The sequence below is a fragment of the Pseudoalteromonas sp. A601 genome (assembly GCF_002165575.1).
Classification (GTDB): Bacteria; Pseudomonadota; Gammaproteobacteria; order Enterobacterales; family Alteromonadaceae; genus Pseudoalteromonas.
Window position 1 is genome coordinate 1 of the sequence record NZ_MXQF01000009.1, and the last position, 20,982, is coordinate 20,982.

At 40.4% G+C, this 20,982-nt stretch carries 20 protein-coding genes; 11 read left to right on the forward strand and 9 right to left on the reverse strand.

What is annotated here, in order from left to right:
- The 3 genes from B5G52_RS08915 to B5G52_RS08925 all read left to right on the forward strand — a co-directional run.
- A partial coding sequence (locus B5G52_RS08915) for a dienelactone hydrolase family protein (protein ID WP_140394312.1) occupies window positions 1–442 on the forward strand: 442 nt, incomplete at its 5' end.
- Window positions 443–618: 176 nt separating this feature from the next.
- Window positions 619–987, forward strand: a complete 369-nt coding sequence (locus B5G52_RS08920; RefSeq protein WP_176372530.1) for a hypothetical protein — start codon at window positions 619–621, stop codon at window positions 985–987.
- Entirely contained in the window at window positions 984–1,367 is a 384-nt protein-coding gene (locus B5G52_RS08925) for a hypothetical protein (protein ID WP_087532319.1), read from the forward strand. The genes B5G52_RS08920 and B5G52_RS08925 overlap by 4 nt, the downstream gene beginning before the upstream one ends.
- A 54-nt stretch (window positions 1,368–1,421) precedes the next feature.
- Here B5G52_RS08925 and B5G52_RS08930 read toward each other — a convergent pair whose 3' ends face one another.
- Both B5G52_RS08930 and B5G52_RS08935 read right to left on the reverse strand, forming a co-directional pair.
- The gene (locus B5G52_RS08930; RefSeq protein ID WP_087532320.1) at window positions 1,422–1,895 is read right to left on the reverse strand and encodes a VOC family protein; all 474 of its coding nucleotides are present in this window, start codon (window positions 1,893–1,895) and stop codon (window positions 1,422–1,424) included.
- Between the two features lie 166 nt (window positions 1,896–2,061).
- On the reverse strand, window positions 2,062–2,970 hold the full coding sequence (locus B5G52_RS08935; protein ID WP_087532321.1) for a LysR family transcriptional regulator: 909 nt from the start codon (window positions 2,968–2,970) through the stop codon (window positions 2,062–2,064).
- A gap of 105 nt (window positions 2,971–3,075) precedes the next feature.
- Between B5G52_RS08935 and B5G52_RS08940 the strand changes: the two genes are divergently transcribed.
- From B5G52_RS08940 to B5G52_RS08955, 4 genes are all read left to right on the forward strand, one after another.
- Complete coding sequence (locus B5G52_RS08940; RefSeq protein WP_087532322.1) at window positions 3,076–4,251, forward strand: MFS transporter; 1,176 nt, start codon at window positions 3,076–3,078, stop codon at window positions 4,249–4,251.
- A complete protein-coding gene (locus B5G52_RS08945) occupies window positions 4,251–5,417 on the forward strand; it encodes an MFS transporter (RefSeq protein WP_087532323.1) in 1,167 nt (388 codons plus the stop codon). Before B5G52_RS08940 ends, B5G52_RS08945 begins: the two co-directional genes overlap by 1 nt.
- A gap of 69 nt (window positions 5,418–5,486) precedes the next feature.
- Window positions 5,487–6,116 carry an SDR family oxidoreductase gene (locus B5G52_RS08950; RefSeq protein ID WP_087532324.1) on the forward strand — a complete coding sequence of 210 codons (630 nt, stop codon included), beginning with the start codon at window positions 5,487–5,489 and terminating at the stop codon, window positions 6,114–6,116.
- A gap of 205 nt (window positions 6,117–6,321) precedes the next feature.
- A complete protein-coding gene (locus B5G52_RS08955) occupies window positions 6,322–8,694 on the forward strand; it encodes a TonB-dependent receptor (protein WP_087532325.1) in 2,373 nt (790 codons plus the stop codon).
- Between the two features lie 65 nt (window positions 8,695–8,759).
- Here B5G52_RS08955 and B5G52_RS08960 read toward each other — a convergent pair whose 3' ends face one another.
- The 3 genes from B5G52_RS08960 to B5G52_RS08970 are packed head-to-tail and all read right to left on the reverse strand — an operon-like array spanning window position 8,760 to window position 12,154.
- A complete protein-coding gene (locus tag B5G52_RS08960; protein WP_087532326.1) occupies window positions 8,760–9,905 on the reverse strand; it encodes an ABC transporter permease in 1,146 nt (381 codons plus the stop codon).
- Window positions 9,902–10,636 (reverse strand): ATP-binding cassette domain-containing protein, encoded by a 735-nt coding sequence (locus B5G52_RS08965; protein WP_087532327.1) that lies wholly within the window; start codon window positions 10,634–10,636, stop codon window positions 9,902–9,904. Before B5G52_RS08965 ends, B5G52_RS08960 begins: the two co-directional genes overlap by 4 nt.
- 3 nt (window positions 10,637–10,639) lie before the next feature.
- Window positions 10,640–12,154: an alpha/beta fold hydrolase gene (locus B5G52_RS08970; RefSeq protein ID WP_087532328.1), complete on the reverse strand. Its 1,515-nt coding sequence runs from the start codon at window positions 12,152–12,154 to the stop codon at window positions 10,640–10,642.
- A 94-nt stretch (window positions 12,155–12,248) separates the two neighbouring features.
- On the opposite strand from B5G52_RS08970, the gene B5G52_RS08975 reads away from it, so the two are divergent.
- The 4 genes from B5G52_RS08975 to B5G52_RS08990 all read left to right on the forward strand — a co-directional run bounded on the left by B5G52_RS08975 (window position 12,249) and on the right by B5G52_RS08990 (window position 15,676).
- Window positions 12,249–12,623: a GntR family transcriptional regulator gene (locus B5G52_RS08975; protein WP_087532329.1), complete on the forward strand. Its 375-nt coding sequence runs from the start codon at window positions 12,249–12,251 to the stop codon at window positions 12,621–12,623.
- A 2-nt stretch (window positions 12,624–12,625) separates the two neighbouring features.
- Window positions 12,626–13,462 (forward strand): ABC transporter ATP-binding protein, encoded by an 837-nt coding sequence (locus B5G52_RS08980; protein ID WP_087532330.1) that lies wholly within the window; start codon window positions 12,626–12,628, stop codon window positions 13,460–13,462.
- Entirely contained in the window at window positions 13,459–14,703 is a 1,245-nt protein-coding gene (locus tag B5G52_RS08985; RefSeq protein WP_087532331.1) for a hypothetical protein, read from the forward strand. Before B5G52_RS08980 ends, B5G52_RS08985 begins: the two co-directional genes overlap by 4 nt.
- Window positions 14,704–14,872: 169 nt before the next feature.
- A complete protein-coding gene (locus B5G52_RS08990; protein ID WP_087532332.1) occupies window positions 14,873–15,676 on the forward strand; it encodes an ABC transporter substrate-binding protein in 804 nt (267 codons plus the stop codon).
- A gap of 102 nt (window positions 15,677–15,778) precedes the next feature.
- Here B5G52_RS08990 and B5G52_RS08995 read toward each other — a convergent pair whose 3' ends face one another.
- The 4 genes from B5G52_RS08995 to betB all read right to left on the reverse strand — a co-directional run bounded on the left by B5G52_RS08995 (window position 15,779) and on the right by betB (window position 20,981).
- Window positions 15,779–16,486, reverse strand: a complete 708-nt coding sequence (locus tag B5G52_RS08995) for a TorF family putative porin (RefSeq protein WP_087532333.1) — start codon at window positions 16,484–16,486, stop codon at window positions 15,779–15,781.
- Between the two features lie 9 nt (window positions 16,487–16,495).
- Window positions 16,496–17,713 carry a choline transporter gene (locus B5G52_RS09000; RefSeq protein WP_087532334.1) on the reverse strand — a complete coding sequence of 406 codons (1,218 nt, stop codon included), beginning with the start codon at window positions 17,711–17,713 and terminating at the stop codon, window positions 16,496–16,498.
- Window positions 17,714–17,847: 134 nt separating this feature from the next.
- A complete protein-coding gene (betA, locus tag B5G52_RS09005) occupies window positions 17,848–19,518 on the reverse strand; it encodes a choline dehydrogenase (RefSeq protein WP_087532335.1) in 1,671 nt (556 codons plus the stop codon).
- Window positions 19,518–20,981, reverse strand: a complete 1,464-nt coding sequence (betB, locus tag B5G52_RS09010; protein WP_087532478.1) for a betaine-aldehyde dehydrogenase — start codon at window positions 20,979–20,981, stop codon at window positions 19,518–19,520. The genes betA and betB overlap by 1 nt, the downstream gene beginning before the upstream one ends.
- Window position 20,982: the final 1 nt, after the last annotated feature.

Here is a 20,982-nt window from a genome sequence, read left to right on the forward strand (position 1 = left end):
AGCGGCGGGGAATAAACCCGAAGAGATTCAAAATGATTTTGTCGCCGCCGCGCAGTTTTTAAAATCACACCCTCGTAGTAATGGCAAACTCGGGGCGGTTGGCTTTTGCTTTGGTGGTTATATTGTCAATTACTTAGCCGCCGTTGACTCGACTTTATTAAGTGCAGGCGTTCCATTCTATGGCACTCCAGCCAGTAAAGAGCTACGAAAAAATATTAAAGCGCCACTAATGATCCAACTTGGCCAATTAGATGAACGTGTAAATGCCACTTGGCCAGAATATGAAACCGATTTAAAAGCCCATAATGTCCCTTATCAAATGCATATGTACCCAGGTGCACATCATGGTTTTCATAATGACTCTACAGGCCGTTATGATGAAAAGAACGCAGAGCTTGCTTGGCAACGCACATTAGCGTTTTTCACGAAAAAGCTAGCATAAGTTTATCGCTTTATTATTTGGGCCTGTTGAACTTGTGAGCTAAATAGCTATTGTAAACTCAACGGACTCTAAATTACTTTTAACCTCAAATATATGTTTTGTATATATACTTCATAATGACGCTGTACTATTAACTATCTATAGATAATTTTTGCACGGTGATTTACTCTACCAGCATGACTAAATTCTTTATTTTAAAATATGTCGCTTTTTTTAGCGGTTGTGCCTCGTGCTTTATTTTACATACGCAATTTCCGATCCCCGCCGTGATTGCTTCATGCTTGGTCGGGTTAATTGGCACGTTTATACCAATGCCAAAGATCTATGGGCAACACCCCTATGCAGCGATATATGCAGGTAGCTTTGCAGGCATGTGTTCAGAAGGTCTTATCTCAAGTTACTGGGAACTAGCCGGCATCTCTGTAATCGGTGCGGTTTTATACGCTATTACAACTAAGGTTTTTACTGGTTTTGGTGGGAAGCTAGGCAGCATTGCTTTTGTAAGTGTGGCGCTCTTTATTCTAGCAAAAGGCATCATTATATGAACTTAATCACGATATTAATTTCACTACTTGGCGCGTTTTTAACCTTTCTTTTGGCTAAGCACGATAAAATTGGCGCTATCAGAGCATCTGCTATTTTATCAATTATTGCTTACCTCGCTTTTTCTGCCGCAGAACTAAATTCAGAGCTCTATGGAACGCTCTTTTTTGGTGGTACATTCATCGGAATGAGCACTCCTAAGCGCTTTGGCATTTATACACTATGCTCAGCCAGTATCATGTTCTCTTTATTATTTTATTACTTTGTACCATTAATTAAGAGCTACGGCGGAGCGTTAGGACTCAGCGCTTTTATCTCTGTTTGTATTTGTCATTTGGCAATTTTATTCGGTGCACCGAGAAGCAAGAAACACCTAGAATAATTTAAACTTAAGATAAACTATAGCCGCATTGCTGGCTTTTATAGGACATTGTTGCTATGCATCTTGCTCTTTACTCATAAGGTCAACCATCCGTTGGTTTATCTCCTCATCAGTCAAATCTTCTTTATGAGTGCCTATCGTCCATACATGTCCAAATGGATCTTGTAAAGTACCCGCTCTATCACCGTAAAACTGATCATGTAGCGGGCGTACTTCTGTCGCACCTAAACTAATAGCGAGTTTAAAAACGGTATCAACATCTTCAACATACAACATTAAACTGATCGGTGTGCCACCTAATTCATGGGGACTTTTAAAGTGTGCTTCTGGGCACGTATCTGACAGCATAATGTGAGAATCGCCAATTTTAATTTCCGCGTGAGCAATACCACCATCAGGCAAAGGCATTTGCATAATCAACTGTGCCCCCAACGCTTTACAATAAAAATCAATTGCTTTTGCCGCCCCATCAATAATTAAATAAGGGGTCACGGCATGGTAACCTTTTGGTATCGCTGAAACGGCCATCATTGTCTCCATTAATTAATACTTTCTATAAGCATAGTCAAAAAAACGATAAAGTCAGCTATTCAATTGTATGAATAGCTCTTTAGATAAACTAAAACAAAAGCCAAATAAACTCGCAGCAAAAAATAATTGAATGGTTTCCTCTTGGCTAAAGGCACCTTCACTTTTATTCCATGTTCTTTTTGATCACGGCCTTGTTCTTTAAGGTGATACTTACAAATTCAGCAACCGTTGCACTTAGCTGTGTATTTTTAAACTGTAACTGAGTTGGAATGGCTTTTTCTATATCTGATAACTGTAAAAAGTAACACCCTTCGTGGAATAACTTGCGAATACAATATGGGGCTATTGCGATACCAAGCCCTGCTGAAACTTCTGTTAATAAGGTTTGCATATGCCTTGGTTGACTGACAATGTTTGGCGAAAACTCTGCTCTTTTACACAAACTAATTACATCATCGAATAAGCCAACCGCTTCTTCTCTATTAAATAAAATGAACTTATCATTACTTAATTGCTGTAGCTGGGCTTCTTCATTTTGCCAAAGAGGATGATACTTAGGCACCACAGCCACCAGCCGATCAGTATAAATTTCATGACTTGTAAACCCCTCAACAACTTCTTGAGGTAACGGCCTAGAAAACCCAATATCAATTAAATCATCCTTAAATGCTGAAACTTGATCTGAAGCGGTCATCTCAAATAAACTCACGTGCACATTTGGGTATTGATGCTTGTATTCTCTAACTAAACTTGCCATAAAACTTAAGCATGCCGAGCTTAAATAGCCGATTCTTAACGTGCCAACTTGTCCATTTTGTGCTTGTTTTACTTGGCTTTTAGCTTGCTCAGTTAATGCCAAAATATGTTTTGCATCTTTTAATAACTGTTCCCCAGCACTCGTTATATTTACTTCCCGAGAGTTTCGAACAAACAATGTAACGCGTAAATCAGCCTCAAGCATTCCGATATGACGACTAATTGCAGGCTGAACTGTATGTAGTTCACGCGCAGCAGCAGAGAAGCTCTTATGAGTTGCCACACTGACAAAACTTCTTAGTATTTTTAGGTCCACATATCACCAATACAAATTCGTTATAGATTCTATAAAATAACATCATTTTTATTATAGTCTAATACATTTTATCCTAGTACTACACTTACTAAAGATAAGATCAAGATGACTACGACGCCCACTATCAGCAAACTATTGTTATTTTTGATGACCGCCGCTATTGCGGCTACAGCAGCTAACTTATATTACAGCCAACCCATATTGCCATTAATAGCGCAAGAGTTTTGTTTAACAAATACAAAGACCGGCAGTGTTATCGCATTAACTCAATTTGGCTATGCAGCGGCGTTATTATTTATATCGCCATTAGGTGACTCAGTCCCGAGAAAACGCCTTATTGCTATACTCTCTATTTTACTTGTTTTATCTTCTCTACTCGCCGTGACAGCACCAAACTTAACAGTCTTACTCATAGGCGTGTTCTTTATAGGTTTAAGCGCTAATATTACCCAGCAGCTTATCCCATTTGCAGCATCTTTAGTTACACCAAAAGAAAAAGGGGCAACGCTAGGCACCCTAATGATGGGCCTTACTTTAGGTATTTTATTATCAAGAACCCTTAGCGGCTCAGTTGCTGAATACTTCGGCTGGCGCGCTGTATTTGTGATGTCTGCCTTATTAGCCACTATATTTGGCTTATTGCTTTATAAAGCACTGCCTCACAATACAGTCCATACAAATTTAAAATACACCCAGTTGCTTAAAAGCACATTCGTCCTGTTTAAAAAACACAGGTCATTACAAATCTTTACCTTTGCCGGCGCCAGTTGGTTTGCTGCTTTTAACGCGCTTTGGGCAACGCTTGCAATTCATGTTAGCCATGAACCATTTAATTATAATGCGCAGCAGGCGGGGTTATTCGGTGTTATTGCTTTAGCTGGCGTCATTGGCGCAAAATCATCCGGTAAATGGGTGAACAAATTAGGCTCTAAATCATTGGTAAAAATTGCATTATTTATCATTGCAATTGGTTTCATAATAACTGGGGTGTATGCAAATATTTTAACCGCGCTGATCATAGGAATTATCTTAATCGATTTTGGTGTATTTAGTGCACAAGTCGCCAATCAAGTACGAGTTTTTTCAATAGACCCAAACGCGCAAAGCCGGATAAATGGAGTCTATATGCTCGGCTACTATCTAGGTGGTGCTCTCGGCTCACTGGCTGGTGTTAAAGCGTATCAATATTATGCTTGGCCAGGTGTTGCCTGCTTAAGTATTGGCTTTGTATTACTCGCCTTAACGTTTAACTACTTTGCACCAAAACAACAGGAGTTATAATGAATAAACTTTCGAGCCTTGGCGGCTTTAGCCTACTTTGTATCGCCAGTTTAACGATTATGGTCGGCTCGGTCGTTGCCCCTGGCTTATTAAATATTGCCCATGCTCTAGGCGTAGCTGAACATTCATCATGGTTGATAACCCTCCCCTCACTAGGAGCCATTTTATTTGCGCCCTTTGCCGGTAAGTTGATTGATAAATATGGCGCATACCCAAGTTTAGTTATTGGCTTAATTTTATATGGTGGCGTGGGTGCTACTGTATTTTGGCTTTACGGACCAGAACTGGTTTTTGTAAACCGAATTTTCCTTGGTGCCATCACAGCCGTTGTTATGGCCAGTGGCACGGTATTAATTTCACAGTGGTATCAAGAAAAACAACGCTTGGCGATGATTGCTAAACAAGGGATGGCTATTGAGCTTGGCGGCGTAGTATTTTTGTTTCTTGGTGGTCAATTTGCAGCATCACACTGGGGGTTACCACTAACCCTTTATTTGTTCGCATGGGTGTTTTTAGCTATGTTGCTATTGTGGGTGCCAAGACAACCGCCAAAGTCAACTGAGTCTATTGAAATAGATACACCGGCTCAAGTATCTCGCAACGGTTTATCGTTATTTGGCGTGTACCTAGTTACTTTACTCGCAATGGTTACATTCTTCTCTGCATTTATTTTGCTGCCAAAAAGTATGGCAGGCCAAGGGTACAATGAAAAAGTAATCGGGTATGTGTTAGCCTTTATATCTTTAATAGCAGTCATCGCTGCCCATTCAATACCTAAAATTGAGCAACGGATCGGCGAAATCAAATTACTTGCTCTGGCGTTTATTAGTTATGCCCTTGCATATTTTGCTTTTAGCTACGCAACGGGGTTACCGCTTTTAGTGGCAGGCTCTATTTTAATGGGTATTGGCTTTGGCTTCAGTATTCCGTTACTCAATTACCTAACAGTACAAAAAAGCCCTGCTTCAGTCAGAGGTCGTAATTTATCTTATTTTACTATGGCCGTTTTTTCAGGACAGTTTTTAACGTCATTTCTCGAGTTTTTAAATAGTGAGACTAGCACTATCTTTATCTCATACATGTTGCTGGCCGGTTTTATCGCCGCGGTATTATTGGGTCGTGAACTCTTTATCAAAAAAGATAAAAACGTAATTAATTTACATTAAAGACTTTAAAAAGCAATTTAACCCCCAAGGTCTCTTGTAGGTGATAAATTTAATCAGAAGGAGTTAATTATGAGCAAAACTTTGGTAATTGGAGCAAGCGGTCAAATAGGTAAAATGACCACCAAATTATTACTATCTCAACAACAGCATGTAGTTGCTCTTGTTCGAGATAAAAGTAAGTTAAACGACATAGAGAACTCTAACCTTAGTGTCGTTGAACAAGACCTTGAAGGCGATTTTAGTCAAGCCTTTACAGGCTGCGACCAAGTGATTTTTGCAGCAGGCTCTGGTGGAAATACAGGCGCTGATAAAACGATTTTAATCGATTTATGGGCCGCTACTAAAGCGGTAAACTATGCAAAAAATCATGATATAAAACACTTTATCATGGTCAGTTCGATTGGTGCAGATGATCCCGATGCTATTGAAAGTGAGTTAAAACCTTATTTAGTTGCAAAGCATATGGCTGATGAGCATTTAAAGCTAAGCGACTTAAATTACACGATAGTAAGACCTGGTGCGCTTACTGACGAAAGTGCATCCATGAAGATAAGCTCTGAGCGCCCCAGCGACAGAAGTGACGCAAAAATTAGCCGTGAAAATGTTGCTAATACCTTGGTTCATATTGCAACAAAAACTTTTTCTGACAATAAAGTTTTTGAATTATTTGACGGTGATAAATCTATTTCAGTACTATAAAATATCAGCTAGCGACCCTAATAGGGTCGCTATTTCAAGACTTACTACTCACTTTACTTATGCCCCTAAAATAACACTTAAGTTTACCTGTTTATAATAGAAAAAAACCAATACAAATAGAAATAGTTCTTGATTAGATTTCTACCTTCTGTATCATACCCGCCGTTGTACCTAATTGTTGTAAAATAATAAAGAGATGAAATCAATGTCATACCTAGTAAAACCTAGTTTAATCGCACTTGCTGTGGCTGCTAACTTTTCTGTTCACGCTGATGAAAAAATCCCCGAAAAAAACATGGAACGTATGGTTGTTACAGCAACCGGCTTTGAACAGAAAGTCACTGAAGCACCTGCGAGTATCTCTATCATTACTAATGAAGACATTAAGTCTCATGCTTTCACATCCGTATTAGATGCTGTGCAATACCTAGAAGGTATTGATATAGGTACAACTCGAGATAAAACCGGTCAAGGCAGTGTCAGCATGCGAGGCCTAACTGGCGAATACACTTTATTGCTCATTGATGGAAAACGTCAAAATAACCATGGTGATATTTACCCTAATAACTTTGGCGGTAATGCCTTTAATCACGTCCCCCCTGTTGATGCTATTGAGCGTGTAGAAGTTATTCGTGGTCCAGCTTCGACCCTATATGGTGCTGATGCACTCGGTGGCGTTATCAATATCATCACTAAAAAGCACATGGCTGATTGGGGTGGCGCAGTCTCATTTAGCCGTTCATTACAGCAAGGTGATAGTTTTGGTGACGATATCACCACTGACTTTAACGTTTCTGGACCATTGATCAAAGATGTACTTAGTTTAGGCGTGCGTGGCAGTATTTACGAGCAACAAGCTTCATCACCCAGCTTTGAACCTGCAACAGACCCTAATGGTGAAGTACATTTACGCTCACTCGGTTTTGGTAGCGGTGGCCGTACTGTTGATAATACCAATGAGCAGTTTGGATTTACGATTAATTACTCACCGTTTAAAAATCATCATTTAAGTTTTGATTATGATAACTCAAGCCAAGTATATGATAATACACCAAGCTATGATATTGAATCAGGCACAATCACTTACCCTCTTGGTACAAAAGACAACATTGAATCTATCTGGGCAAGCCGCGGTGGCCAAGTTAGCCCTCGTGCTGGTTATGCTGCGGACCAAAAATTTGACCGCCAATGGTGGTCACTTAGCTACGATGGCGAGCTTAGTTGGGCAACAATGAAAGCGTCCGTGTCTTATGTGGATACACAAAATAATGGCCGAACGTTACCATTAAGTGTTGCTGAGCGACTGAAATTACAAGAAATGTATGATGGTACAGGCGAATACGCCAATATGGACGAGCAAACACGCAAAGACCTTGCTGAAGAAACGTTTTTACCACGCCCTGTTCGTCCACTTGAAAGTAGCCAATATACATATGATCTTCGCTTTGATATCCCATACAGCGGCGCATTAGGCGATCACAACTTTGTGGTTGGTGGTCAATTAATTGATGGTGAACTAAAAGACGGTGTGTTTGGACTAGAAAGCAATGAATCGGGTAAAATCCAAGAGCAAAACATGTACTCTCTTTTTGCTGAAGACAACTGGATGATGACCGACAGCTTCACGCTTACAGCCGGTGCTCGTTTTGATGATCACGACGTGTTTGGTAGCCAAGTCTCACCTCGTTTATACGGTGTGTATAACGTTAATAATACGTGGACTGTAAAAGGTGGTATCAGCACGGGTTATAAAACGCCACAAACAACTGATTTATACGATGGGATCACAGGCTTTGGCGGTCAAGGCACTAGCCCATTTGCTGGTAATCCAGAGCTTGAGCCTGAAACCAGTGTGAACTCTGAAATTGCTTTATATTGGAATTCATTAGAAGGTGCGCATAACTTTAACATCACCTATTACAACACCAAGTTTGAAGACAAAATCGCCCGTGGTGATACGATTTTTAGCTGTGAGCAAACCAACGATGTTCGCCCTTGTGTTAATTTAGGCCAATATGATCAACTTGGATACCAAAGCTACAGTCAAAAAATCAATATCGATGAAGTTGATTTACAAGGTATTGAAATTGCGGGTCAATATGTAATCTCTGAAACAATTTCATTAAATGGTAACTACACGTGGACTGATAGCGAACAACAAAGTGGCTCAGAAGAAGGTCAACCATTAACAAATAGCGCTGAGCACATGGCTAACATAACCCTGAACTGGGAAGCCACTGACTTTATGGAAGTATACTTACAAGGTGTATACCGCTCAGACCGTTACCGTGGTTGGGATAACGTGCACGACCAAGCGCTTTATTACAAAAACTATAACCTATTTAATTTAGGTGCACAGTTTTACGTTAATGAGTACGTGCAAATAAATGCCCGCGTTAACAACTTGCTTGATGAAGACTTTACATCGTATAGCACAAGCTACACTGATTTAAACAATGATGGTCAATACGAATACTTAACAGGCCGTGGTGTAGTAAGCGAAGTAAGCTTTACTGATGACTACAACGTTAAAGATAAAGGTCGTAACTTTTGGGTTGGCGTAACTGCTTACTTCTAAGCGAAGCGATTTAAAAACGACATACTTAAAAGCGGCCAACTGGCCGCTTTTTTAGTCATTACTCTTTATAAACCAAATACCACCTTTTCACTTTTCAGCATTCTTGCACTTAAAAAGCTAAATACGGCACATAATATCAGTGTAATGAGTGTTGATAACAATAACTGCGGAACTGGAATAGGATTACCTTTTATAAATTCCATTAATGCAAATTGCTGCGCGGCTATAGGCAGCCATTGCATAACATCCGTCGCAATGTCATAGGTTGTGATCATACTTAATGCCATTGGAATAAATAACACCATGGTGACGTAAGATTGCGCTTCTTTAAACGATTTTGCCATAAAAGAGACAAACACTTGCAAGCTTGACGACATCAAAGCAATCGGCAAACATATCGCAATACAAAACAGCATAAACTCTGGTGTAATCGTTATGCTAAACCCTAATTGCTCCCATGCAACCATAGGGTAAACCACTTTAGACACAACCAAAATAACAATCAAACCTAACATTGAAAACGCCGCTATTGCGCCCACTTTGGCTAGTACTATATGCAAGCTACTTAACGGGTGGCTTAACAATAAACTTAAAGAGTTACGCTCTCGTTCGCCCGCACTGGTATCAATGGCTAAGCTCATTGCCGCATAAAATAAAGTTAGAATAATAGTGAGAACTACGAACCCTAAGATCATCCCACCTTTAGAATCAGGGGTTGCTTGATCATTGACTTCAATCGCGAGTGCACGCATTAGGTTTGGATCTATACCGCGAGATACCAAGCGTAAACTGGCAATCTCTGAGCCATAAACGGCCATCGCTTTTTCAACGCGATTAATATGTTTACCCAGTTTATCATCTGACTTATCAGCGATAAGCGTCACTGTAGCTGGGCGACCCTCACTCAGATTTTGCTTATAGTCATCACTAATAGACAGCGTAATCGGTTTAAGTAGCGGATCGTTTTTATCATCCGCCATTTTAATATCACTACTGGCTAAATGAGCGACTAAACCCGGTGCATTACTGGCATTTTCAATGGTAATTTTAAGCGCTTCAGGAGAAGCTAATTGCTGTAGTAAAATACTCATCAGCAAGCACATACCAATCGGCGCACCAATCGCATAATAAAGTCCTGCCATAACAGAGCGTTTGTCACGACTTGCATCCATGACTTCTTTTTTAAACAGTACTTTTATTATATTGATCATGCTGCAATCCCCTCATCGCTACCTATTAACGCAATAAATGCTTCTTCTAATGTATCTTTACCTGCTTGCTCACACAGCTGCTCTATGGAGCCCTGAGCAATTACCTGCCCTTTTGCCATAATAACGACGTGGTCGCACAAAGCCGCGACTTCTTGCATCACATGCGATGAAAACAAAACACAATGCCCTTGCGCTTTAAGTAGCAATAACAGCTCTCTTAGAATACGTGTGCTCATTACATCGAGGCCTCGCGTTGGTTCATCCAAAATAACGTTTGTTGGGTTATGAACAACGGCTTGTGCTAATGCCGTTTTCATTCTTTGGCCTTGCGAAAAACCTTGGCAACGGCGATCGGCAATATCATTCATACTTAATTTATCAATTACTTGTGTAGTGGCTTCCTCGGCTTGCGCAGCACTAAGACCACTCAGCTGAGCAAAAAAGCTAATATACTCCCGCGGCGTAAGTCGCTCATACAAGCCACATGGATCAGGAAATAGTCCTAAGTTTTGTTTTGCTTGCATGGGCTGCTTTGCAACATCAATACCGTCAATTTCAGCAAATCCGCTGTCTGCTTTTAATAAGCCAAAAACGGTGCGTAAACAGGTGGTTTTACCGGCACCATTAGGGCCTAGCAAGCCAGTGATTTTGCCATTTTCGGCGCTAAAACTTAATCCGTTGAGTGCGTTAACATCGCCAATCTTTTTGGTCAAATTCGATACATTAATCATAACTTACTCCTTGTTCGTTGCCGGTGTTAAATGAGTGTTTGCAACCCCATTAATATTCATAAAAAACGGCTTGTCGTTTTTATCTTTGATGCAATAAGTATCAATATCTTGCATCGATTTTTGCTCTATAAATTGGGCGATAATCTTTGGTGCACACGTTTGCGAACCAATGCCATGTGTAGCTGTTGGGGCAACAAGGTGTGTTGCATCTGCCATATTTGTCATTGCTAATTCGGCCCAGCTTGGTGGTGTTGCCGGATCGCGCGCCCCAGATAACAACAGTGTTGGTTTATCACTTTTTAATGGTTTATAAAATGCTTTATCGGCAGGCTTAACCTCTAAAATTGGACACACAATATCAAGGCCTTCAATCATGGTTTTACCCATGTATGTACTGCTGTATTTAGTGCGCAGTTGAGGCGTCAATTGGGGCCAATCTTCTGAGCACACAACGGCGTTATGCATGCCCATTGCGAGCGATTGAGTTAAATCTGCGTTTGCCATTAAACCTGCCAATGGGGAAAAATCATCTTGAGCCGCTTTGGTAATCACTAAAGGCACAATTGAGCGGGTTGTGTGACTGTAAAGCGCTAAACGAATGGCACTGTAAAATTTCATTTTAGTAACAGTAAAAGGGATCATTTCATGAGTGCGGGGGTGCCTGACTTGCGCCTCTATGGGTTGTTGCTCAAGTCTAGCCAGAAACTCATTAAAACGTATTTCCAAACGTGGGAACTGCTCATTACAGGCGGCATCACTCTCACAACGTTCAAACAAAGCCTGCAATGAGGCGTCTATTGCCTCGCCGATTGCAGCAAAACTTTGTTGCATTGGCACTACACCATCTAAGGTGCTTGTTATAACAGAAGCAGGAAATTGGCGGGTGTATTCTTGCGCTATACGTGTACCGTATGACACCCCGTATAAATGAAAGCCTTTATAGCCTAGAGCAACACGTACAGCTTCAAAGTCTTTTGCCGCAGCTGAGGTAGTAAAGTGGCTTAAATCAACATTGAGCTTCGCTTTACATTGCTCGGTGTCTTGCTTACTCATGGTTTGTAAATCAGTGATGGCATCATTAAATGCGAACTGTGTTTTTAAATCATCGCTGTCACATTGCAGCTGCTTTGAATAACCGGTACCGCGCTGATCCACAAGTACAATGTCGAGTGTTTCACGGGCAAAGCGTAAATTACGATTAAACACTTGCGCTAAATCAACCGCTCCTTGACCAGGTCCACCAGCAAAACCCAACACAGCCTCTTCGGGGTTACTTGGTTTTATTGCTGGTATAACAGCAAAATGAATATCAATTTCACCATCGGCTGGATTATCTGATAAAGGCTGAGCAATACTGCCGCACATTAATCTATCTGATAGGCCTTCCATGTAACATGGTGTTAATTCTACAGGGTTATTATCGTTTTCTTGTCCCTGTGAAATTGCTGAGTTCACGATTAAAAAAGGTAAAATAGCTAATTTTATCAGCCTATTACGATACTCTGATGTACTTTTCATCACTCTTTCCTTTATTTGCATTTTACACTTAATGTGATAACTTATTACTTAGTGTATCGGTGTATTAATGTATTAATACAGTAGAGAAAGAGTAATGCTAGAATTTATTAATGTCAACCCTAATAGTGGCGATCCAATTTACAAACAATTGCACGAGCAAGTTGTGCGCTTAATTGTGGGTGGGCAATTGTCTGCAGGAGATGAGCTTCCTTCGGTGCGAAAAATAGCCGACCACTTTGCTGTTAACCCAATGACTGTTTCAAGAGCGATAGGCCAGTTAGTCGACCAAGGTTGGCTTGAGCGCCGTCGCGGTCAAGCAACCAAAGTGGCACAAAAAACAGTACAGCAAACTGATCAGCAAGAAACACTACTTTTTAAAGCTATTGATCAACTTATTCAGCAAGCAAAACAGCTTGATGTACCGCAATCAACAATATCCGAACTAATAAAGAAACGGTGGGAATTATAACAATGACACAACCACTTCTTAGCTATAAAAACGTCTCAAAAAAATACAATCAACGCCTTGTATTAAAAAACATAAACCTAAGCGTTGAGGCTGGCATGGTGATAGGTTTATTAGGTAAAAATGGCGCAGGTAAAACAACCTTATTACGTAGCGCGCTGGGTTTAATAAATCCAGACCAAGGTGAGGTAAACGTATTAGGTGAATTAAGCCATCAATTAAGTGCCAGCAATAAAGAAAAAATTGGTTATGTCGCACAGCAAACATTTGGTTATGAAGGCTTTAAAATTGCAGACGCGTTAGCATTACATCGTAGTTTTTACCCTAATTGGGATATGCAATTAGAGGCAAAATGGCTCGCCCGCTTCGAATTAAATAGCAACAGTGCGGTTAATGATCTCTCGATAGGTCAGCGTCAGACCCTCGCCCTTATTATGGCCATGGCTTATAGACCTCAGTTGCTTATTTTGGATGAGCCGGTAGCAAGTTTAGACCCTATTGCTCGGCGAGAATTTATGAGTGATCTGTTCGATTTAGCACTCGATTCGGGATCTGGAATTTTATTTTCATCACATATCACCTCAGACATAGAGCGCGTCGCTAGCCACATTGCGCTGATAAAGCAAGGCGAACTATTGTTACTTGACGAACTAGATGTCATTCGCGACACCGTTAGAAAAATCAACTTTAAAGCATCGACGATAGATCTTAGTGCATACAAGGTACTTAACCAACAGCAAAACTGTGCCATCATTTATGGTTATACGGGTGAAGTTATTCCAGATGCTTTAGCAATCAATACACTATCTTTAGAGCAGTTGTTTGTGGAGCTACATGGATGATGCAAGTCAGTAAACGCCCTTGGTATCAAGGAGCGGTCAACTTTTGGTTAAAAGATGTAGGTTCTGCCAGTTATTTTATCGGGGCAACTATCACGTCTTTGCTGTGCCTTATAGCTACTGGTATTGAAGAGCTTATTACATTAATGATCATGTTTTCAATTATTTGTATGTACAGCGCGATAGCTTGGCAAAGCATCAAAATGCAAGCTACTGAATGGCAAAGCTTGGTTATTGGTTATCGTAAACATGTAATGTTTCAAGGTAAGGTATTCATAATATTGAGTAACTTAGTTGCTCTGTTGAGTATCATAATTGCTGGCAATATTAATCTATTAGCAACCCTCACAGTGGCCAATCTTATTGGCATTATTATCTGGTTTTTAAATCGCTCATTCAGCCACTTATTTACCCCAGTATGCTATTTTAGCTTTTTTATTGCGACCTTAATATGTGTCCTTATAGAGCAACTTCCTGCTTGGCTGATCCCCGTTAACGTCATTGCTTTTATTGCTATTGCGTTATTACATAATAACTTTTCATCTGCCTATACATGGCGCCCTGACGCATTAATAAATTATCATAATGGTTTACAATCAGGTTGGTCTCCTATTCCCAGTGGCTTTTTATCAAATTACGGCAGCCCTATTAATAAAGGGCTATTCCCTCTTAGTTATTTTGTTGGCTCAGGGCTCTCTCAGTACCTTATTTTACTTATGTTTGTATGTACGCTAGGTGTAATAGTGAACTTATTTTATAACATCTCTGAGCATGTCATTTTTGTGTTAACACTGATTTTATTCGCAATTGTTACATTAAGTTTATGGAGCAAAATACAAAAGCAAAACTCATGGGAGCTGTTATTTACGCTACCCATTTATAATTGTAGTTACAGCGCGAAAGTTGCCCTTAGTAACAGCGTTTTAAAACTAGCGTTACTGGTGATGAGCTTATGTTTTGTGACGGCTTCAGCGCTCAGCTTAGCTAACTCAACATTTTTAATATTTAATATATTAAGTTACTCATTGGCTTGCTCCGCAGGGTTATTACTCAGTTTTACTGTTGGTAATGTATGCAAAAATATAAACTTACTTAGTCTATTCTTATGTTTATCTTTTGGGTTAAGCATGGGCTTAGCAATCTATATGTTTGACCATGGTGACAGTTTAATAAAACTTGGGGGAATGGCAGTGTATACATTATTTATGGTGGGACTAAATAGAGCTACTGTCAGATATATGTAAACGGATGGCGCCAAGGAAGTAATGCATACGAATATGGCCTTGAGGGTAAAGTACTTTAGGTTATAAGGCGCTCATCTTTAGTTCGCTTTTGAAAATTTGCTAGGGTATTATCAAATTAATTTAAATAACTACCATAAAGTAGTTCAATATTTTAGCAAAGAGGTTACGTATGCTTATAATAAAAAAAGTATTCATCTTTTGCATACTATATTGCTTTACTAGCCCATTACTAGCAGTGCCAATCGTAGCAAACTCAAACTTAAAAACCATCAATATAAGTGCAGGTGAATGGCCACCTTTTTTAAGTGAATCTCTGCCCCATCAAGGTGTTGTTGCTCACCTTATTCGTGATATCTTCGCTGAAGCGGGTATGCAGGTAAACTTTACCTTCTTGCCTTGGGGTCGAGCTTATCACGACACAAATACCGGTAAGTATGATGCAACAGCAGTATGGATGCACAGCAAAGAAAGAGAGAATGCTTACTATTATAGCGATGTCGTATTAAACGAAAGATTTGTCTTTTTTTATCAACAAAAAAATCATTTTGATTGGCAGAGTATAGCTGATCTTAAAGGGCTAATTATTGGTGGTGGCCTCAGTTACAGTTATGGCGCTGCTTTTGATCAAGCAATTGAAAACGCTGTTTTCGCATTATCACGTGTCGGCACAACAGAACAAAACTTCCGTCGTTTAGCAATTGGTCGCATTGATGTTTTCGCTGAAGAAATAAGCGTAGGCTACCACACCCTTAATAGTCAAGCCCCAGAGCTCATCAAAGATATCACTCATCATTCTAAGCCTTTGCTCATTAACACCAGTTTTTTACTATTTCCGAATAAGGTAGAACAAAGTGAAAAGCTATTACAAATATTCAATATACACTTAGCACAGTTTAAGCAAGACGGGCGCTATCAAGCCTATTTTAAAGGGTTAGAACAAGGTGATTATTTACCTTTGCATATTACCAAGTAATATTCATTATTATTTGTTACAACCAAGCTTAGAAAGTAACGCATAAAAAAACGGCCATTATTAATGGCCATTTTGGTGCTTAAACAAAATAATAAAAAGCACTTAAAGGGAGAAAGTACGCCCTACAGATAGTACAATACGCTCATCTGCAGTATCCCAATCTAAGCTAGTGTTCTCGCCCGCGACCTCAATATCAAAACCCGCTAAACTGGTTTGATATGCAAGGCGATAGTGATTATATGATTTACCGTTTCCATCCCAAGTATGTTTGTCACCATCGAGTGAATTCGAGATATCAAAACTGGCACGTAATGCATGATTAGGCGCAAGTTCTATGGTGTGTGCAACCATAGAAATCACATGCCCAGCCCCTGTACCAAAATAATCCCAGCTGTACCAAAAATTAAGCTCTGTTTGGCCTAAATCGCTGGCATAACCAAATTTAGTATAAGCTTCAAAATAATTACCATCGCTTGAATTGCTCTGTCCATGATAGCTGTAATACGCTAAACCATAATCAACGCTCAGTGCATCGTTTATTTGCGCATATTTACCAAAGTAAGCATCCCACTCAATGTTGGTATCATCACCAAAATCCACGTTTGACGCCCACGTACCTGCGTACATACCTGAGTCAGCAAATGAATAGTCAAGGCTGCCTTGAATAGCCGGATCATTTTGAGTTTGGCTCACCCCATTAAAGGTATAATCCGATACGCCGGTGATGGTCGTTGACCAGTCAGCTAATGCAGAAGTTGAAAAAAGAGCGAATGGGAGTACTACTGCTAGTAATGTTTTTTGTGTGGTCATGTTAATTCCTTAGCTTACTGATTCAATTTTGGTGTAGTCAATTTTGTTATCTTTTGGCGAACTATCGATGTTGCTTACTGTTTTAAATTTGCTATAAGCGATAAATGCAGCACAACCAAAGAACAAGCCAATTACCAGCGCCCCAACCCATTGTATTTGTAAAAAGTTTAGTTTAAATAGTAGAGTTAGCAACGAAAGCGCCACGACATTAAGTGCAATATAGTTAAATTTACCTAAGCGCTTAACAGTCATATTTAGATTGTCAGTGTACAAACGGATCAGTGAATCCAGTGAGTTAATGACAAATACAACCCCGACGAACACCATGGCAATATTTTTAATTCCTTGCGTTGGTATACCCGCTTCGTGATATTGATAAAGCACGCTAAACCAAATGGCTATTGGGATTGAAGGGAAAATTAACATCGCGCCAAGCACTTGATAGGTCTTTAATCCACCGACAAAACGTGAGGTAAACTGGCCAATCATGATACTCCAAGCAAACCACCAAAATAAGTAAAACTCATGATAATCATTAAGCGGTAAAACAAACTCATTGATATTGCCAAAATAATTTCCGATTAAGGCAATATTATTTGTAAAGTCAGAAACCTGTCCGTTTTCACCCATGTACGCGCCAAGCCACATAAAAGCAATCAAACCAATAAATAACCAAGTCGTCGAAATACTTAAAAAACGCACGTACTTAATATCGGTGCTTGAATACACGGCAAAACAAATTGCGGCAAAAACAATCAGATAAAACGAAGGAATAATCGACTCGCCATCACCTAAGCCCGGTAAATACCAAGGTAAGTTAGACAGCAATAAAAAAGCAGTAAATGCACAAGTACCAATAATTACCACATTATTGATTAATTTAACCCACGGAATTTCGAAAAACTTCACTTTGGGTTCTATTACACAGAAATAAAAGCACGTAAGGAAATAAAATCCCCAGATCAGAAAGCCCCAATACCCAAACTCTATAGCTAATGGATTGGCAAACGCATACTCTGGGCTTGCTTTTATGTCTGCATAACCTGCAAACTCAGTCAGTGGAAACATAATCAAGCCAACGTCTAAGCCTGATGTAAATAAGATTGCAATAAAGGTAAATGTTCTAACCGGTGTAACGCCTACACATTGAACATTCCCCCATTTTACTAATATTGCAATAATTGCTAATAGGGTAAAAATAATGCCAGCACTAAGCCATAAGGTCATAATTTCCTCCCCAAAATAAATGATAATACGTCATTTTTTCTCCGTGTTTTTAGCCCCGCATTAACGCACCACAAACAACTCATGATGCGCGCCACTGCAAGCCCCACAGCAAAAAACTGCTGCGGGTGGCCGAGTTATATCTCCGAGCTACGCTGCTTTGTTTGCCATTTTGGTTCCATGACAACCGCTGCATGCGATTTACTAAGTGGTGGCTTACCTAAAATTAAGTCAGCCGCTTTTTCTGCCACCATAATGGTTGGCGCATTTAAATTACCGTTTGGCACTGTAGGGAAAATAGATGAATCAACCACTCGCAGCCCTTCAATACCATGTACTTGAGTATTTGAATTAACCACAGCCAGCTCATCTTCACCCATCTTGCAAGAACATGAAGGGTGATAAGCACTTTCTACTGCTTGGCGCACAAAGGCATCTATTTGCTCATCGGTTTGAATATCTTTACCCGGCTGAATTTCATCATCGCGATAGTCATCAAACGCGCTTTGCTCAATAATTTCACGGGTTAAACGCACGCATGCTCTAAACCCTTCAATATCATCTTGATGCTGTAAATAATTAAACTGAATTTTTGGTGCAACTTTAGGATCAGCCGATTGAATCGTGACCGCGCCACGGCTTTTTGGTTTGTTGTGACCAACATGCACTTGGAAACCATGACCATCAAACGCACTTTTACCGTCATAACGAATTGCCGCTGGCAAAAAGTGATATTGAATATCAGGCCATTCAACACCCGGTTTTGAGCGAATAAACGCACAAGATTCAAAGTGATTTGTAGCGCCAAGGCCACTGCGGTTTAACAACCAGCGGGCACCTATAAGGCCTTTAGAAATAAGTCCTAATTTGCCATTTAAGGTAATGGGTTGCTTACACTTGTATTGAAAATAAAATTCCAAGTGATCTTGCAGGTTTTGACCGACACCAGGTAGGTGGTGTTTTACTTCAACGCCTGCAGCTGCAAGTGTTTCGCTATCACCAATACCTGAAAGCTGCAGCAAATGCGGTGAGCCGATAGGCCCGGCACTTAATACCACTTCTTTGGCGGCAAATACTTGCTTAGTTTGACTATGGATACTGTACTCAACACCCGTGGCTTTTTTACCTTCAAGCAATACTTTTTCAGCTAAAGCGCCAGTTACAACGGTTAAGTTGCTACGTGACTTTATAGGGTCTAAATATTCTCGACTTGCCGAGCTTCTTACACCGTCTTTAACAGTCATGTGCATTGGCCCAAACCCTTCCTGCTGCCCTGCATTGTAATCATCAGTAGCGGCATAACCGGCCTGCTGACCTGCATTAATAAAGGCTTTATACAGCGGGTTGGCCATTTCATTACCGTTATTAACGCCAAGCGGGCCGTTATCGCCACGGTATTCATTTTTACCTAAATAAAAGGTTTCGGCTTTTTGAAAGTACGGCAAGCATGACTGGTAATCCCAGCCTTGTGCGCCATGTTGTTGCCATTCGTCAAAATCTCTTGCATGACCACGTACGTACACCATGCCATTAATTGACGATGAGCCACCTAACACTTTACCCCGAGGGCAATGCATTTTACGGTTATCTAAATAAGGCTCCGCTTGAGTATGAAACTGCCATGCGTATTTATCCGTATTCATCGGAATTGAAAGCGCTGTTGGCATCTTAATAAAAATGCTTTTATCACTGCCGCCAGTTTCTAATAGCAATACGCGATTGTTACTATCTTCTGATAATCGATTCGCCAGTACACACCCTGCAGAGCCCGCACCGACTATGATGTAATCATATGTTTGTGCACTCATTAAAATGGACTCTCTATATCAGTCATACCAACATAAATTGATTTAGTTTGGGTATAATGTTCAAGGGTTTCGATACCGTTTTCACGGCCAATACCCGATTGCTTATAACCCCCTACAGGCATTTCTGCTGGTGAGTTGCCATAACTGTTGATCCAACAAATACCGGCTTGTAACTGATGAATAACACGGTGTGCCCGTTTAATGTCTTTGGTAAATACACCTGCTGCTAAGCCTAAATGGGTATCGTTAGCACGACGAATTGCATCGTCTTCATCATCAAACACCAGCACGCTCATTACTGGGCCAAAAATCTCTTCTTTAACAATCGTCATGTCATCGGTGCAATCAGTGAAGACCGTAGGCGCGACAAAATAACCATTTGGTGCAGAGTCAGGTTTCAGTGCTTTACCACCAGTAAGTAACGTTGCGCCCTCACTAATGCCCTTATCAATGTAACCCATCACTAATTCATGATGATTTTTTGAAATAAGCGCACCTAAGTTTACCTCAGGGTTCATTGGGTCTCCGGCAATAATGTTTTGCTCAGTGCGCGTTTTAAGCTCATCAATAAATTGCTTGTACACATTTTTGTGTACATAAATACGTGTGCAATTAGTGCAAATTTCACCCTGGGTATAAAAGTTACCTAACATAGCTGCGCTTACCGCTTGCGAAATATCAGCATCATCAAATACTAATAATGGCGACTTGCCACCAAGCTCCATAGTCACATCTTTTAGCGAACCTGCTGCACTAGCCACCACTTTTTTACCTGTGCCGACTTCACCAGTGAACGATACTTTCTCGATATCATCACTTTGTGTTAACCATTGGCCAACCTCAGCCGCACCTTGTACAACATTGAACACGCCTGCAGGTACGCCCGCTTCAAAAAAGATTTCAGCCAGTTTAATTGCGCCAAGAGGGGTTTCTTCAGAGGGTTTAAAAATAAGTGCATTACCTGCAGCAAGCGCAGGTCCTGATTTCCAACAGGCTATTTGCAGTGGGTAGTTCCACGCACCAATACCTGCACAAATTCCTAAAGGCTCTTTGCGCGTGTAGTAAAAATCTTCACCGACCATTTGCTGTTGACCAACTTGTGCAGGAGCCAGCCCTGCAAAATATTCAATAACATCGGCGCCGGTTTGTACATCAACACACTCTGCTTCTTGCCAAGGCTTACCTGTATCGAGTACTTCAATTTCTGCTAACTCATCGTTGCGTGCGCGTAGTAATTCAACGGCTTTTAGTAAAATACGGCTACGCTCGATAGGCGTCATTGCTGACCACGTTGCAAAACCTTGTTTTGCACTTTCAGTGGCTGCATTTTGTACAAATGCATCAGCGACTTCTACATGGTAAATTACTTCATCGGTGGCAGGATTTTTAACCGCGAAAGTCTCGCCGCTTTGATTCTTTAAAAAATGACCGTTGATAAAATTTTGATAAACAGGCGTTGTCACA

Bases quoted from the DNA above. Each gene is read 5' to 3' on its own strand.
- B5G52_RS08930 (WP_087532320.1), bottom strand. From the start codon at position 1,895: ATGGCCGTTTCAGCGATACCAAAAGGTTACCATGCCGTGACCCCTTAT.
- B5G52_RS09000 (WP_087532334.1), bottom strand. From the start codon at position 17,713: ATGACCTTATGGCTTAGTGCTGGCATTATTTTTACCCTATTAGCAATT.
- B5G52_RS08995 (WP_087532333.1), bottom strand. From the start codon at position 16,486: ATGACCACACAAAAAACATTACTAGCAGTAGTACTCCCATTCGCTCTT.
- B5G52_RS08925 (WP_087532319.1), top strand. From the start codon at position 984: ATGAACTTAATCACGATATTAATTTCACTACTTGGCGCGTTTTTAACC.
- B5G52_RS08965 (WP_087532327.1), bottom strand. From the start codon at position 10,636: ATGATTAATGTATCGAATTTGACCAAAAAGATTGGCGATGTTAACGCA.
- betA (WP_087532335.1), bottom strand. From the start codon at position 19,518: ATGAGTGCACAAACATATGATTACATCATAGTCGGTGCGGGCTCTGCA.
- B5G52_RS08985 (WP_087532331.1), top strand. From the start codon at position 13,459: ATGATGCAAGTCAGTAAACGCCCTTGGTATCAAGGAGCGGTCAACTTT.
- B5G52_RS08945 (WP_087532323.1), top strand. From the start codon at position 4,251: ATGAATAAACTTTCGAGCCTTGGCGGCTTTAGCCTACTTTGTATCGCC.
- B5G52_RS08970 (WP_087532328.1), bottom strand. From the start codon at position 12,154: ATGAAAAGTACATCAGAGTATCGTAATAGGCTGATAAAATTAGCTATT.
- B5G52_RS08940 (WP_087532322.1), top strand. From the start codon at position 3,076: ATGACTACGACGCCCACTATCAGCAAACTATTGTTATTTTTGATGACC.
- B5G52_RS08955 (WP_087532325.1), top strand. From the start codon at position 6,322: ATGTCATACCTAGTAAAACCTAGTTTAATCGCACTTGCTGTGGCTGCT.
- B5G52_RS08975 (WP_087532329.1), top strand. From the start codon at position 12,249: ATGCTAGAATTTATTAATGTCAACCCTAATAGTGGCGATCCAATTTAC.
- B5G52_RS08950 (WP_087532324.1), top strand. From the start codon at position 5,487: ATGAGCAAAACTTTGGTAATTGGAGCAAGCGGTCAAATAGGTAAAATG.
- B5G52_RS08980 (WP_087532330.1), top strand. From the start codon at position 12,626: ATGACACAACCACTTCTTAGCTATAAAAACGTCTCAAAAAAATACAAT.
- B5G52_RS08920 (WP_176372530.1), top strand. From the start codon at position 619: ATGACTAAATTCTTTATTTTAAAATATGTCGCTTTTTTTAGCGGTTGT.
- B5G52_RS08960 (WP_087532326.1), bottom strand. From the start codon at position 9,905: ATGATCAATATAATAAAAGTACTGTTTAAAAAAGAAGTCATGGATGCA.
- B5G52_RS08990 (WP_087532332.1), top strand. From the start codon at position 14,873: ATGCTTATAATAAAAAAAGTATTCATCTTTTGCATACTATATTGCTTT.